The sequence below is a fragment of the Staphylococcus sp. Z5-21 genome (assembly GCF_056529615.1).
The window spans coordinates 743,952-759,034 of record NZ_CP096462.1; the positions used below are offsets into that span (position 1 = coordinate 743,952).

Genomic DNA, 15,083 nt, shown 5'->3' on the forward strand with positions numbered 1-15,083 from the left:
GTATGGCGCAAGTAAAAATAAATTTATCAAAAATAAAATACAATGCTCAAGTGCTATCGTCTATTTTTAATCAAAATCATATACGATTTACACCCGTAATTAAGTGTGTTGGTGGTGATAATAGAATTGTAGAAACACTCAAAGAAATCGGATTGACACACTTTGCAGATGCCCGTATTGAGAACATTACTAAAAGTAAAAATGAAAATCTATCTTTTATGATGATTAGGACGCCAAGTCGAAGCGAATTAAACGATGTCGTGCAGCAAACGGATATCAGTATCCAAACTGAAATAACAACGATTCGACGATTAAATGATATCGCTAGGGAAAAAGGTACAAAACATAAAATATTGTTGATGGTAGATTGGAAAGACGGTCGAGAGGGCATTCTTACCTATGACATCATTGATTATATTAATGAAATTTTGTACATGCACCATGTGTTAATCGTTGGTCTTGCGTTTAATTTTATGTGTTTTCAATCAGTCATACCTACAGAAGAAGATGTGGCTTTAATCAATCAATTTGTAGATTCAGTGGAACGTGAGACAAATATGAAATTTTCAATTATTTCAGGTGGCAATTCGAGTATGATTCCCCAAATGCTTTATAGAGATTTTGGCAGAATTAATGAGTTAAGAATAGGTGAAACTTTATTTAGAGGTGTAGAAACAACAACAAATCAATCCATAGCTTCTTTATATCAAAATGCAATAACCTTAGAAGCGGAAATTGTAGAAATTAAACCTCGAATGAATATTGCTACCGGACATCAATACTTACAAGCGATTGTGGATATAGGAAATTTAGATACAGCTGTTGAAGATATCCAACCGTTACATCACCATATAAGCATTGCAGGTGCTACGAGTGATCATGTCATGCTTGATTTATTGAATCAAGATTACTATCAAGTAGGTGATAAAATACAATTCAGTTTAGGTTATAAAGCATTAGCCCATAGTATGTATATGGTTAATTTAAAAAAAGCTTATCATCACGATGAGATCATAGAAAATTTGTGTAACAATCTTAATGTTGAAAAATCAAATCGTTTTAAGCTTTAATAAAAAGACTAAAAGTTTTTATTGACACCGATAATCATTATCAATAGAATTAAATATGTAATTATACATATCTAAGGAGTGAAAACGATGAAACATAGTTATAAAATTATGGGTATCCTGTTTTTAACTTTAACACTAGTCATACTGGCTGCCTGTGGTAGTGTCAGTGATAATGATTCGAGTAAATCGGATAAAGGTGATGACAATAAAGATGGTGTGACGATTAAACATGATGGAGGTACTACTAAAGTTGCCAAAGATCCTAAACGTGTTGTTGCACTTGAATTCTCATTTGTTGATGCATTAGCTGCTTTAAATGTGAAACCAGTAGGCGTAGCTGATGATGGTGACAAGAATAGAATTTTGGAACCAATACGAAAAGAAATTGGTGATTATACATCTGTAGGCGCACGTAAACAACCAAACTTAGAAGAAATCAGCAACCAAAAACCGGATGTCATTATTGCAGATACGAATAGACATAAAGGTATTCAAAAAGATTTAGAAAAAATTGCACCAACGATTATGTTACCAAGCTTTGATAGTGATTATAAAGATAATATAGAAGCCTTTAAAACAATTGCTAAAGCAGTCGGTAAAGAAGATAAAGGTAAAGAAAGACTTAAAGAACACGATGAATTAATGGATAAATATAGTAAAGAAATTACTATGGATAAAAAACAACCCGTATTACCTGCAGTAGTAGCGAAATCAGGATTACTTGCACACCCTGAAAACACATACGTAGGTCAATTATTAAAAGAATTAGGCTTTAATAATGCATTAAATAAAACAAAAACAGATAACTTATCTAAATACTTAAAAGGACCATACTTACAATTAAATGCCGAAGTACTGTCAGATATTAATCCTGGACGTATGTTTATTATGGCAGACAAAGGTGAAAACGATCCAAATCTTAAAAAACAAGAAAACGATCCAGTTTGGCAAGATTTAGATGCAGTGAAAAATAATCGTGTTTCTGTAGTAGATCGAAATACATGGGCACGTGCACGTGGCATTATTTCTTCTGAGGAAATTGCTAAGCAACTAGTAGATATTTCTAAAGAGGAAAAAAAGGATAATCAACAAAAGTAGGGTGACAGGTAAATGACTAAATCAAATAGCATTGACCCAACCAAATTAATAGAGAAAAAAACAAGAAAACGCACAGCACTCACATTTATTGTGAGTGTGTGTGCGCTTTTTGTCATTATATACTTCAATTTAAGTGTTGGGTCGTCGCATATTACGTTTAATGATTTCATGGATTACATATGGCATCATACCGACACGAAACAAACATTTTTAATACATAATGTGCGTATGCCACGCATGTTGGCAGCCTTATTCATTGGTGCTGCCCTGGGTGTAGCAGGTCTGTTAATGCAGGCAATGACGAGAAACCCATTGGCATCACCTCAAATTTTTGGTGTGAATGCCGGTGCTTCATTTGTTATCGTCTTTATCACTATGATTGTACCTGCTTTATCTGAATACGCAACAATACTTGCATTTATAGGCGCATTTATAGGCGGACTTACAGTATATTTTCTATCTGGATCCACTAAGGGCATGACGCCAGTTAAACTAGCACTAGCTGGTATGGCAATCCATCTATTTTTTTCTAGCTTGACTCAAGGCATTATCCTTTTAAATGAAGATGCAACTTCAACGGTAATGTTTTGGCTTGTGGGTTCATTATCTACAATACAATGGCCACAAATTATAGGTGTCATACCATGGTTTGTGCTCGCATTTATAGGGGCCATTGCGATTGCTAAGCAACTAACAATCATGGAACTTGGTGAAGATTTAGCTACGTCTTTAGGACAAAATGTTAAATTAGTAAGAATAGCCACTGGTTTATTGGTCATTGTACTTGCAGGGGCATCCGTTTCAATTGCAGGACCAATTGGATTTGTAGGATTAATTGTACCTCATATTGTAAAACACTATATACGTGCAGATTATAGATTAATGGTTCCACTGACAATGGTGATTGGTGCAGATTTACTATTGTTATCTGATGTTTTAAGTCGATTAATTGCTTTTCCATTTGAATCACCAGTTGGTATCGTGACTTCATTTGTAGGCGCACTATACTTCTTATTAATAACAATTAAAGGAGTCGATAGATTATGATGGGTAAATTAACTTTGCGTTATAGCATCGTAACAGTTTTGTTAATAATTTCTGCAATCGCATCATTGTCTATCGGTGCTGTATTTATGAATCCAATTGAAGCGGTTAAAAGTTTATTTAATCATGATAACTTTATTTTAAATGAATATAGAATACCTCGAATGTTTCTAGCAATAATTGTTGGTAGTAGTTTAGCAATATCTGGCTCATTGATACAAGGTGTCGTGAGAAATGCCCTAGCGTCTCCAGATGTTATTGGTATTACAAAAGGTGCCAGTTTATCTGCTGTAACAATTATTATGTTGTTTCCTTCTGCACCGTTGTTTATACTACCTTTTGGTTCGTTTGCAGGAGCATTGTGTATTAGTATCATATTAACTGTATTGATATCTAAGTTTAATATTCAAGGCTCAAAACTTGCACTTATAGGTTTAGCAATTGGTGCGATTTGTACAGCAATTGTGCAATATTTATTAATTCGAAATCCAATGGATGCAAATACGGCATTAGTTTGGTTAACAGGTAGTTTGTATGGTCACAGTATGATGAATGTTTGGGTTATTTTGCCTTGGTTTATCATCGCACTTCCGATTATTTTATATTATTGTCATCAACTCGATATTTTGTCATTAGGTGATGATATTGCAACGGCATTAGGGACAAAAGTGAAAAAAATTAAAATGATTCTTCTATTATTAGCTGTCATTTTAGCCGGTGCATCTATTTCAATTGTGGGTGGATTGAGTTTTCTAGGATTGATAGCGCCGCATATTGCAAGAAGAATTGTAGGTCATAAACACATTCATATTACGCTAATGTCAGGGTTGATTGGGGCTTTACTCCTTTCAATCAGTGATTGCATTGCAAGAGGCGTCCATCCGCCCCTTGATATTCCAGTAGGGGTGATTGTGGCAATTGTAGGTGTACCATACTTTTTATTTTTATTAAGAAAAATTTAATTTAAATTAAGTAAAGAAATAGGATGTAAATTGCAAAAGCAACCGCTTTCATTTAAAGTAGAATTAATTCTATACTTATAGAATCGATTCTACTTTTTTAAAATGACAGTAAATAGACAAAAATTACCGATTTACATATTTATACATTATACGTTATAATTATAGCTGTTGTTTTTTAAAAATAAAATCAAATTAATACACCTAAGGGGTGAATAGAGTGAATCAATATAGTAAAGCCCAGATTGTACGTGGTCGACTTAAGTTTATTATCATGTCTTTAATTGGCATAATTTTATTCTTAATGCCAATAAGCGTGACTGAAGATGGTGAAAAACAAACAACTTTACCTGTTGCATTTTTAGCTGGACTTTTGAAAGACACTATCGGAGGTGCAATGCCTTTAATTATTGTGATTATTATTACACTATCAGGTATTTTATCTGTATTATGTTCTACAGTACTGAAAAATAAATTAGCACCGGAAGGATTAATGTACAACGCATTTAATGTTAAAATCGGATGGCTCATTTTGAGAATATTAGCAGTTGTATTTGTATGGATTACATATTTAAAAGTCGGCACTGAAGTCATATATTCTGCAGACACAGGTGGTCTTGTATTTGAAAGTTTACTACCGACGTTGGTTACGGTATTTTTCTTTGCTGCACTATTCTTACCATTGCTTATGGAATATGGATTATTGGAATTACTAGGACCAGTATTTAGACCTATTATGAGACCATTATTCACATTGCCGGGTCGTTCTACAGTAGATAATTTAGCATCTTTTATTGGTGATGGTACGGTAGGTGTCTTAATTACAAGTAGACAATATGAAGAAGGATTCTACTCAAGACGTGAAGCAACAGTGATTGCAACTACATTTAGTGTTGTATCTCTTACCTTTGCAATTGTTGTTGCAGAAACTGTGCACATGCAAAACCATTTCTTTTATTTTTATTTAACGGTTATTATTTCTTGTTTAGTGTGTGCATTTATTTTACCAAGGATTTGGCCTTTAAAATCTATTAAAGATGAATATGCAAAAGAAGTTTCTGAGGAAATGAGAACTGAGCAGCTACCAGAAAACAAAACGCCATTAAGACATGGATTTGACATGGCTACAGAAACTGGTATTAAAGCACCTGGTTTTAGATTATTTTTCAAATCAGGTTTTAAAACAGTGATTGATATGTGGTTCGTTATTTTGCCAGTAGTCATGAGTGTAGGGACATTAGCTACAATTATCGCGACATATACGCCTTTATTTTCAATTATTGGTAAACCATTTGTACCATTTTTAGAATTACTACAAATTCCTGAAGCTGTACAAGCCTCAGAGACTGTATTAATTGGATTTGCCGATATGTTTTTACCATCTATTTTAATTGAAGGTGTAGGTAATGATATTACTTTATTTGTAGTTGGTGCATTAAGTATTACTCAATTAATATACTTATCAGAAGTAGGCGGTGTGATCTTAGGATCAAAGATACCTGTGAGTATTTTTAAGCTTTTCGTTATTTTCTTAATTAGAACGATCATTGCGTTACCTATTATTTCATTGATGGCACATTTATATTTCAATTAATAGGCGCCTTTACAGATTAAATATCACATTGTATTACTAAAGTATTGTCATACAAAAAGCCATAAAGCAATCTATCAATATAGATACTTTATGGCTATTTTTAATTTGTCATATAATGTATGAACTGTAAAAACTACCGGTACTGGTATCGCTAATATAACGTCAGAGTTATGAGAGCTCTGAAATCACATTTGCTTTAACTACTTTATTACCTAGGATAGGTGAATCGTCACTTTTAGTTTTTGATTTACCTTCATGTGCTTCTTTGAAAGCATCGCTCTTCAACCAACCTTTAAAGTCATCTTCAGAATCCCACCAAGTATTGATATACATTTGATCGTAATCTGCTTCATCATCAATAAGCCAAACTTCAACTTTTTGGAAGCCTTCTAATTCTTGGATTTTACCACCTTGAGTAAACTTTGATGCCATTTTTTCTGCGAAGCCTTTTTTAACATCGATTCGATTTGTTACAACGTACATGCTGCACACCTTCTTTCATTAATATAAATATATTATAGCATTGTTGATTTAAGAAGGTAATTGAGAACGCTTATTAATTAGCGAGCAGATTACAATTGAAAGGCGGTAAATGGTTCAAGCTATTTATAGCAAAGTGAAAATCTCATTAGGTCATTTGTTATAGAAGAAAAGAGGTATAACGAGTAAAATTTAAATTTACTCGTTATACCTCTTTTTATTAATTTTATTTAAGTGAAGTTATTATATGAATTACTTGGTAACTTCATTATAAACTTTTTGATCATTTTGCGTATAAATAATGTATTCATGGTCATCAGTATCGATGATAACGCGGTTCGTTTTTCCAAATGTAGAACCGATTCTCGAAACTTTATCTCTATCGAGTTTTGGTACTTCATGGATATTTTGATCTTGTGAAATGTTCTTAATTTCACTTGTTGGAATTTTGATATCTGCAACTCTCCACTGAATTCTTACTTCATTATTATCTTTTTTTACTGTCATTGCCATAACTCGAACACATCCTTTAAATAATTTGTAGATATATCATACAATATATTGCAATCGTTTTCAAGCTATTGTGTGATACTTTTTCGAAAAAGGTTATACTCATATGTTTTTACGAAAGTATGTTCGCATTAATCGTGTGATTATGCTAAAATATTAATGATAAGGAGAAGTGAAAATGACAGGTAAAACACATGCATCATGCGGCTTATTAGTCGGGGCTTTAACTATAGAATATTTTCATACAGATTTGTTTACTTCGATTACAGTTATTACGCTTGCAGTCATATCAAGTTTAGTACCTGATATTTGTCATACCCAAAGCAAGATAGGAAGACGATTTAAACTGATTAGTTTTTTCATTAGAATGATATTTGGGCACAGGACATTCACACATTCATTGTTATTCATCGCAATTATTGTTTGTTTACTATATGTCATACAAACGCCATCATACTATTTAGTTACGATTATTCTAGGATTGCTTTCACATGTTATACTAGATATGCTAACGCCAAGAGGTGTTAAGTTATTTTATCCGATACCAATTAATGTGAAATTCCTAGTTGTATTTAAAACTGGTGGGCTAGTTGATATCTCATTGGCAAGTGCATTGACCATTGGCGCAATTTATGTGATTTTTCATCCATTTTTTAATAATCTATTCTTGAATTGGTTATAATTATGGTTGTCCTAAGAATCATAATAATATAAAGTACATATAGTGAAATGATATATCCATATTATAAAAAAGGTATAAATTATATCTGATTAAATGGATATTAAGGAGAGAGAGCATGTTAGATAAGAAAACGCTAGAAAAGTTTAATCAAGAACATCTCATTGAGTTTGAAAAATTAATGAGTTCAAATGAGAAAGAACACTTATCTGAAAAACTTGAATCATTAAATTTAGCTGATATTAGAAATTTATATAATGATTTATACTTGAATAAAAAGGTAATTGATGATGTTTCTTCTGTTAATGAAGTCAAATATGACGTGAAAAGCGAATTTACAGTTGATGAAATCGAACAATATGAAAAAATTGGACTTGATGCGATTAAAAAAGGCAAATTTGCAGTTTTATTAATGGCTGGTGGTCAAGGGACAAGGTTAGGCTACAAAGGTCCAAAAGGTTCATTTGAAATTGAAGATACGAGTTTGTTTGAAATTCAAGCGAAACAATTATTGGCATTAAAAGAACAAACAGGTCAGTATATCGACTGGTATATTATGACAAGTAAAATTAATGATAAAGAAACACAACTATATTTCGAGTCGAAAAATTATTTTGGTTACGACAGAGATCATGTACACTTCTTTATGCAAGATAATATTGTCGCTTTGTCAGAAGAGGGTAAACTGGTATTGGATGTGGATAGTAATATTCTTGAAACGCCAAACGGTAATGGTGGTGTATTTAAATCATTAGCAAAATCAGGTTATTTAGATGAAATGACTGAAAATGGCGTCGAATATATTTTCTTAAATAATATTGATAATGTGTTAGTTAAAGTATTAGATCCATTATTTGCAGGATACACATTTCAGAAAAGTATGGACATCACTACTAAGTCCATACAACCCAAGGATGGGGAAAGTGTTGGTAGGTTAGTCAATGCGAATCAAAAAGACACGGTTCTAGAATATTCAGAATTAGATCCAGAAATAGCTAATGAGTTTAACAATGCTAATATTGGAATCCACTCATTTAAACTGGCGTTTATCAATAATGTTGTTGATTACGACTTACCATATCATTTAGCGATTAAAAACTTAAAACAATTAGATGAAGACTTTGGTGTAATTGAACTACCGACATTAAAGTTTGAACTATTTTATTTTGATATCTTCCAATATGCGCATAGTTTTGTAACATTACAGGTACCTAGAGAGGAAGAATTCTCTCCACTTAAGAATAAAGAAGGTAAAGATAGTGTTGAAACGGCTACGGCTGATTTAAAACGCATGAATATGATATAAAAAGGTGGTTACACTCATGTCTCATTCAGTAGAAGCTGAAGATAATAAACTGGTTAAAACATTTAAAGATATTATTCCCCTGACTTTTGGGGAAGAAATTGGCAACTCAGTATCACATGGAGTGGCTGCTTTTATAGCATTATGTGCATTGCCTTATGCAGTGATACATAGTTTTCTTGAATATGGTGTGTTAGGTGCCTTTAGTGTCTCTGTTTATGTAATAAGTATTTTTTTAATGTTTATCTCATCAACGGTATATCATGCCATGCCAAATCAATCATCACATAAATTCATATTAAGAATAATCGATCATAGTATGATTTATGTCGCGATTGCAGGTACTTATACACCGATATGTCTTACTTTGGTCGGTGGTTGGATTGGCTGGTCTAGCATGGTTGTCTTGTGGGGCATTACAATCTGGGGCATTCTTTACAAATCGTTAGCAAAAAATGTTAATCATAAGTTAAGTTTGATTATGTATTTAGTTATGGGATGGATTGGTGTACTATTTTTGCCAACAATTATTTTTGATTCATCTTTACTATTTATGTTATTTATATTGTTTGGTGGACTTGCCTATACAATAGGAGCTTGGTTTTATGCTCAAAAAAACCGTCCGTATTTTCATATGATATGGCATTTCTTCATTGTAGTTGCATCCGTATTTCACTTTGTAGCTATCATGTATTTTATGTAAGATAATTAAAGTTGTTAACAGTGTTCATTGACATTGTTAGCAGCTTTTTTTATGGCATGTTTAAATGTTGTATGCACTGAAGAGCGTTTTTGAAAAATGTGTTGAACTTATAAATAAATAATGGTTAAGTAGATATTGATATTGTTAGAAAATTTAAGGGTTAGGAAGTTATATATGAATATAAAATCATTAGGCATTATTATTGCGTTAATATTAATTATGTTTATGTCTGCAATAGAAACTTCAATCGTTTCCTTAGCATTGCCAACTATAAAAAATGATTTAAACGTAACGTCATCTATTTCATTGATATTTGCTGTGTATTTTATTGCAATTGTTATTGCAAACCCGATTGTTGGGGAATTGTTAGATCGTACTAAAATTATATATATTACATTATTAGGGCTTATGTTATTTACAATAGGAAGTTTATTTTCAGGGCTAAGTGACACATTTACCATGTTATTCATCTCTCGCTTTATTCAAGGATTGGGTGCAGGTGTCATGATGGCATTAAGCCAAATTGTCCCAAAACTGGCATTTGAGATACCTTTACGCTATAAAATCATGGGAATCGTTGGAAGTGTATGGGGGATATCCAGTATTATAGGACCTGTTTTAGGTGGCGGTATTTTAGAGTTTGCTACATGGCATTGGCTATTCTTCGTGAATATTCCAATTTCAATTATTGCAATCATACTTGTAGTGATTACATTTCATTTCGAGAATGAAAGTACATCAACTAGTGCTAAATTAGATGTAAAAGGCTTATCGTTATTTTATACTTTTGTATTCTTTTTAATATTTGCAGTGATGTATACAGCCAATATTTATTTAAATATCATTTCAATCATATTAGCTACGGTTGTCGGTGTTGTGTTATATAGAAATGAAAAGACAATAAAAACACCTTTTATACCAGTGCAAGAATTTAATAAAACAATTGTTTTAATATTTTTTACTGATTTTGCATATGCAACTATACTTATGGGTTATAACCTCTATATGCCAATTTATTTACAAGAAGATCTTGGCTTATCTCCATTACAAAGTGGGTTTGTTATTTTTCCAATTTCGTTTGCGTGGCTAGTATTGAATTTTAATTTAGATAAAATAGAAGCAAAAATGACTAGGAAGGCATTATATATATTTGCATTTACATGTTTAATGCTTTGTGGCATTTTAGTATTTATAGGAACTAACTCTCCAATTTTTATTGCTTGTAGTTTGTTATTAGCAGGTATAAGCTTTGGTACAGTTTATACTAAAAATAGTGTTATCACACAAGAAGAAACCTCTCCTAAAAATATGAAGCGTATGATGTCATTATACACTTTGACTAAGAGCCTGGGTAATTCAGTCGGATCGACAATTATGGGCTATGTCTATGCGTTATCTATTCCAATTATTGGTTTGCATATTCATAACATTGTAATTTTGAGCTTTGTCATCTTGTTTATACTTATAATATTATGGTCCATCACATATCGAAAACAAGATACATTAACTTAACATGTTTTAACATTGCTAAGTGTTTTTGTTTAAAATGAATAACAAATGATAATATAGTAGGTTGAATTTCTGTCGTTTGGTCATATAAAGTTATAATGGTAAGATATATAATGCATTCATATCACATATAAGAAAATATATGTTTATATAGTCAATGATTGATTAAGAAAGGGAGGACAGTAAGCTATGAAATATTTAAGATATTTATTAACAACGCTTATTGTGCTTTCTGTATTTATTATTTCTGGTGCGATTTTTTTAACTTTTTTAGGATTTGGTTTATACGGATTAAGTAGAATTTTAATCTACTTTCATCTTGCATATTTTGGTTATAATAAAAGTTTTTACGATAACTTGATATATTACGGTAGTTATATTGTATTAGGCTATTTCAATTTATTCATTGTAGAAAATTTAATGGATTATTTTAGAAAAAAATTACCTGAAAATCCTTACTTTCAAGGACTTACCTTTCAATTAATTACGTTTTCAGTAACTACATTGTTGTTTTATTTTATAGTGCACATACATTATACCTATATCGACATCGACTTTTGGGTAATTGTATTAATTATTGGCGTATTATTCATCTGTAAAGAAATATTTTATCCGGATAGTAAAAATTTAAATCAAAAAAATAAATAATGTAAGTGAACATTATATTCTTAAACATAAGGAAGATATTGCATATTTTGAATTCCAAACAACTTAAATACATTGATCTAAAGTGAAAGTAGTTAGCTTATTATTCTAATATTAAGAATAGATTGAGCTAACTGCTTTTTTATTGAACAAATTATATTTATACTTAAATTAAGCTATTTAAAGCAAATGTTAGTTTTGTTTGTTAAAATATAATTGATATTTAAATAAGAGGGGGACGCTTTGTGTTAACGATAGCGCAAGTTAAAGAACTTGTTGGAGAATTAAAAGATCCAATAATAGATGTACCATTAAAAGAAACAGATGGAATAGTAGAAGTTACTATTAAAGAAGAGATAGAACACGTTAGTGTTAAAGTAGCAATGGCGCAATTAGGTGGACAACCGCAATTAGATTTGCAAATGGCTATTGTAGAAGTATTAAAGGAAAATGGAGCAAACACGGTTGGCATCAGATTTGAAGAATTGCCGAGTGATGTTGTTGAGCAATATCGTGGCTCTGGCGAAAACGAAAATCAAACCATTGAAGGATTACTTTCAAAAGATAATCCAGTAGAATTTATCGCTATTGCTTCTGGTAAAGGGGGCGTTGGTAAATCAACAGTCGCTGTTAATCTAGCAGTATCATTAGCGCGTGAAGGTAAAAAAGTAGGCTTAGTAGATGCTGATATCTACGGTTTTAGTGTTCCAGATATGATGGGAATTGATGAGAAACCAGGTGTACAAGGCAAAGAAATCATTCCCGTAGAACGTCATGGTGTGAAAGTGATCTCAATGGCATTCTTTGTAGAAGAGAATGCACCAGTGATTTGGAGAGGACCCATGCTAGGTAAAATGTTAACTAATTTCTTTGTAGAAGTTAGATGGGGAGATTTAGACTACCTTATCTTAGATCTACCTCCAGGCACAGGAGATATTGCATTAGATGTTCATACGATGCTACCTTCAAGTAAGGAAATTATAGTGACAACGCCACATCCAACAGCAGCATTTGTCGCAGCCCGTGCTGGTGCAATGGCTAAACATACAGAACATTCTATTCTAGGTGTAATCGAAAATATGTCTTATTTCCAAAGTAAAGAAACAGGGAATAAAGAATATGTATTCGGTACTGGTGGCGGAGAAAAACTTGCAGAAGAACTACAAACTGACTTGCTAGGACATCTCCCGTTAGAACAACCATCTTGGAATCCAAAAGACTTTGCACCTTCAATTTATCAAGCTGATGATCGACTCGGTGAAATCTATCAATCCATGGCACAACAAATCATTGATAAAACGACAAAATAAGTCATTTCAGTAATGGGTAGAGATTATTTTAATTTCTATCCATTTTTTTATTGCAATTTTTTTAAATGGTGGTAGAATTGTTTCTTGTGGCAAACAATTGCTACTAAATAAGTGAACGAAAGAAATCACAAAATCTTAAATTAAATATTGACTTTCCATTGAGGAATTGATATTATTTAAAAGTCGTCAAAAACGGCAACAACATTATTTAAAGAAATTATAAAAAGTGTAAAAATATACTTGAAATAATCTTAATAATAATTTAATATTATTAAAGTAATGTTAATTACTCATTTAAAAAATATTAATTTTTTGTTGACAAGTTGTCAACAAAAATGATATAGTAATGAAGCAACTATTTAAATGAACATTGAAAACTGAATTGCAATATGTCAACGTTAATTCCGAACGCAACATTAAATTGTTGGTTCAAAACAAGTGTTAGAGATAACACAAATTAGTATTTTATGAGCTAATCAAACATCATAATTCATTTATGGAGAGTTTGATCCTGGCTCAGGATGAACGCTGGCGGCGTGCCTAATACATGCAAGTCGAGCGAACAGATAAGGAGCTTGCTCCTTTGACGTTAGCGGCGGACGGGTGAGTAACACGTGGGTAACCTACCTATAAGACTGGGATAACTTCGGGAAACCGGAGCTAATACCGGATAACATTTGGAACCGCATGGTTCTAAAGTGAAAGATGGTTTTGCTATCACTTATAGATGGACCCGCGCCGTATTAGCTAGTTGGTAAGGTAACGGCTTACCAAGGCGACGATACGTAGCCGACCTGAGAGGGTGATCGGCCACACTGGAACTGAGACACGGTCCAGACTCCTACGGGAGGCAGCAGTAGGGAATCTTCCGCAATGGGCGAAAGCCTGACGGAGCAACGCCGCGTGAGTGATGAAGGGTTTCGGCTCGTAAAACTCTGTTATTAGGGAAGAACAAACGTGTAAGTAACTGTGCACGTCTTGACGGTACCTAATCAGAAAGCCACGGCTAACTACGTGCCAGCAGCCGCGGTAATACGTAGGTGGCAAGCGTTATCCGGAATTATTGGGCGTAAAGCGCGCGTAGGCGGTTTCTTAAGTCTGATGTGAAAGCCCACGGCTCAACCGTGGAGGGTCATTGGAAACTGGGGAACTTGAGTGCAGAAGAGGAAAGTGGAATTCCATGTGTAGCGGTGAAATGCGCAGAGATATGGAGGAACACCAGTGGCGAAGGCGACTTTCTGGTCTGTAACTGACGCTGATGTGCGAAAGCGTGGGGATCAAACAGGATTAGATACCCTGGTAGTCCACGCCGTAAACGATGAGTGCTAAGTGTTAGGGGGTTTCCGCCCCTTAGTGCTGCAGCTAACGCATTAAGCACTCCGCCTGGGGAGTACGACCGCAAGGTTGAAACTCAAAGGAATTGACGGGGACCCGCACAAGCGGTGGAGCATGTGGTTTAATTCGAAGCAACGCGAAGAACCTTACCAAATCTTGACATCCTTTGAAAACTCTAGAGATAGAGCCTTCCCCTTCGGGGGACAAAGTGACAGGTGGTGCATGGTTGTCGTCAGCTCGTGTCGTGAGATGTTGGGTTAAGTCCCGCAACGAGCGCAACCCTTAAGCTTAGTTGCCATCATTAAGTTGGGCACTCTAGGTTGACTGCCGGTGACAAACCGGAGGAAGGTGGGGATGACGTCAAATCATCATGCCCCTTATGATTTGGGCTACACACGTGCTACAATGGACAATACAAAGGGCAGCTAAACCGCGAGGTCATGCAAATCCCATAAAGTTGTTCTCAGTTCGGATTGTAGTCTGCAACTCGACTACATGAAGCTGGAATCGCTAGTAATCGTAGATCAGCATGCTACGGTGAATACGTTCCCGGGTCTTGTACACACCGCCCGTCACACCACGAGAGTTTGTAACACCCGAAGCCGGTGGAGTAACCATTTATGGAGCTAGCCGTCGAAGGTGGGACAAATGATTGGGGTGAAGTCGTAACAAGGTAGCCGTATCGGAAGGTGCGGCTGGATCACCTCCTTTCTAAGGATATATTCGGAACATCTTCTTACGAAGATGCAGGAATAGCATTGACATATTGTATTCAGTTTTGAATGCTCATTGGAGTATTCATTGCATTATTTTGTACATTGAAAACTAGATAAGTAAGTAAAAT

13 protein-coding genes and 1 rRNA gene are annotated in these 15,083 nt (G+C 33.8%); 12 read left to right on the plus strand and 2 right to left on the minus strand.

The window, feature by feature from the left end:
- Nucleotides 1–2: 2 nt before the first annotated feature.
- The 5 genes from M1D64_RS03555 (at nt 3) to M1D64_RS03575 (ending at nt 5,765) form a co-directional block, all read left to right on the plus strand.
- Nucleotides 3–1,070, plus strand: a complete 1,068-nt coding sequence (locus tag M1D64_RS03555) for an alanine/ornithine racemase family PLP-dependent enzyme (RefSeq protein WP_069826076.1) — start codon at nt 3–5, stop codon at nt 1,068–1,070.
- An 87-nt stretch (nt 1,071–1,157) separates the two neighbouring features.
- Nucleotides 1,158–2,168, plus strand: coding sequence for an ABC transporter substrate-binding protein (locus tag M1D64_RS03560; RefSeq protein WP_037537978.1), 1,011 nt, complete (start codon nt 1,158–1,160; stop codon nt 2,166–2,168).
- A 12-nt stretch (nt 2,169–2,180) separates the two neighbouring features.
- Nucleotides 2,181–3,215: a FecCD family ABC transporter permease gene (locus M1D64_RS03565; protein WP_037537981.1), complete on the plus strand. Its 1,035-nt coding sequence runs from the start codon at nt 2,181–2,183 to the stop codon at nt 3,213–3,215.
- Complete coding sequence (locus M1D64_RS03570) at nt 3,212–4,174, plus strand: FecCD family ABC transporter permease (RefSeq protein WP_037537984.1); 963 nt, start codon at nt 3,212–3,214, stop codon at nt 4,172–4,174. Before M1D64_RS03565 ends, M1D64_RS03570 begins: the two co-directional genes overlap by 4 nt.
- A gap of 217 nt (nt 4,175–4,391) precedes the next feature.
- Nucleotides 4,392–5,765 carry a YjiH family protein gene (locus tag M1D64_RS03575; RefSeq protein ID WP_041080826.1) on the plus strand — a complete coding sequence of 458 codons (1,374 nt, stop codon included), beginning with the start codon at nt 4,392–4,394 and terminating at the stop codon, nt 5,763–5,765.
- A 168-nt stretch (nt 5,766–5,933) separates the two neighbouring features.
- Here the strand turns inward: M1D64_RS03575 and M1D64_RS03580 are convergent, their stop codons facing one another.
- Entirely contained in the window at nt 5,934–6,248 is a 315-nt protein-coding gene (locus M1D64_RS03580; protein ID WP_041080828.1) for a heme oxygenase, read from the minus strand.
- A 249-nt stretch (nt 6,249–6,497) separates the two neighbouring features.
- On the minus strand, nt 6,498–6,758 hold the full coding sequence (locus M1D64_RS03585) for a SunI/YnzG family protein (RefSeq protein WP_002482662.1): 261 nt from the start codon (nt 6,756–6,758) through the stop codon (nt 6,498–6,500).
- A gap of 175 nt (nt 6,759–6,933) precedes the next feature.
- Here M1D64_RS03585 and M1D64_RS03590 point away from each other — a divergent pair, with 175 nt between their 5' ends.
- The 7 genes from M1D64_RS03590 to M1D64_RS03620 all read left to right on the plus strand — a co-directional run bounded on the left by M1D64_RS03590 (nt 6,934) and on the right by M1D64_RS03620 (nt 14,950).
- Nucleotides 6,934–7,437, plus strand: a complete 504-nt coding sequence (locus tag M1D64_RS03590) for a metal-dependent hydrolase (RefSeq protein ID WP_041080830.1) — start codon at nt 6,934–6,936, stop codon at nt 7,435–7,437.
- A gap of 115 nt (nt 7,438–7,552) precedes the next feature.
- Nucleotides 7,553–8,740, plus strand: coding sequence for a UTP--glucose-1-phosphate uridylyltransferase (locus M1D64_RS03595; protein WP_041080832.1), 1,188 nt, complete (start codon nt 7,553–7,555; stop codon nt 8,738–8,740).
- 16 nt (nt 8,741–8,756) lie between these two features.
- Entirely contained in the window at nt 8,757–9,440 is a 684-nt protein-coding gene (gene trhA / locus M1D64_RS03600) for a PAQR family membrane homeostasis protein TrhA (protein ID WP_480977550.1), read from the plus strand.
- Between the two features lie 174 nt (nt 9,441–9,614).
- On the plus strand, nt 9,615–10,952 hold the full coding sequence (gene sdrM, locus M1D64_RS03605; RefSeq protein WP_369083807.1) for a multidrug efflux MFS transporter SdrM: 1,338 nt from the start codon (nt 9,615–9,617) through the stop codon (nt 10,950–10,952).
- 186 nt (nt 10,953–11,138) lie between these two features.
- Nucleotides 11,139–11,597, plus strand: coding sequence for a SepA family multidrug efflux transporter (locus M1D64_RS03610; RefSeq protein WP_041080835.1), 459 nt, complete (start codon nt 11,139–11,141; stop codon nt 11,595–11,597).
- 242 nt (nt 11,598–11,839) lie between these two features.
- Nucleotides 11,840–12,904, plus strand: a complete 1,065-nt coding sequence (locus tag M1D64_RS03615) for a P-loop NTPase (protein WP_002482667.1) — start codon at nt 11,840–11,842, stop codon at nt 12,902–12,904.
- Nucleotides 12,905–13,397: 493 nt separating this feature from the next.
- Nucleotides 13,398–14,950: ribosomal RNA gene (locus M1D64_RS03620) — 16S ribosomal RNA — on the plus strand.
- Nucleotides 14,951–15,083 lie beyond the last annotated feature (133 nt).

Excerpts from the sequence above, each read along its gene's own strand:
- M1D64_RS03555 (WP_069826076.1), top strand. The coding sequence starts at position 3 with ATGGCGCAAGTAAAAATAAATTTATCAAAAATAAAATACAATGCTCAA.
- M1D64_RS03560 (WP_037537978.1), top strand. The coding sequence starts at position 1,158 with ATGAAACATAGTTATAAAATTATGGGTATCCTGTTTTTAACTTTAACA.
- M1D64_RS03565 (WP_037537981.1), top strand. The coding sequence starts at position 2,181 with ATGACTAAATCAAATAGCATTGACCCAACCAAATTAATAGAGAAAAAA.
- M1D64_RS03570 (WP_037537984.1), top strand. The coding sequence starts at position 3,212 with ATGATGGGTAAATTAACTTTGCGTTATAGCATCGTAACAGTTTTGTTA.
- M1D64_RS03580 (WP_041080828.1), bottom strand. The coding sequence starts at position 6,248 with ATGTACGTTGTAACAAATCGAATCGATGTTAAAAAAGGCTTCGCAGAA.
- M1D64_RS03585 (WP_002482662.1), bottom strand. The coding sequence starts at position 6,758 with ATGGCAATGACAGTAAAAAAAGATAATAATGAAGTAAGAATTCAGTGG.
- M1D64_RS03590 (WP_041080830.1), top strand. The coding sequence starts at position 6,934 with ATGACAGGTAAAACACATGCATCATGCGGCTTATTAGTCGGGGCTTTA.
- M1D64_RS03595 (WP_041080832.1), top strand. The coding sequence starts at position 7,553 with ATGTTAGATAAGAAAACGCTAGAAAAGTTTAATCAAGAACATCTCATT.
- trhA (WP_480977550.1), top strand. The coding sequence starts at position 8,757 with ATGTCTCATTCAGTAGAAGCTGAAGATAATAAACTGGTTAAAACATTT.
- sdrM (WP_369083807.1), top strand. The coding sequence starts at position 9,615 with ATGAATATAAAATCATTAGGCATTATTATTGCGTTAATATTAATTATG.
- M1D64_RS03610 (WP_041080835.1), top strand. The coding sequence starts at position 11,139 with ATGAAATATTTAAGATATTTATTAACAACGCTTATTGTGCTTTCTGTA.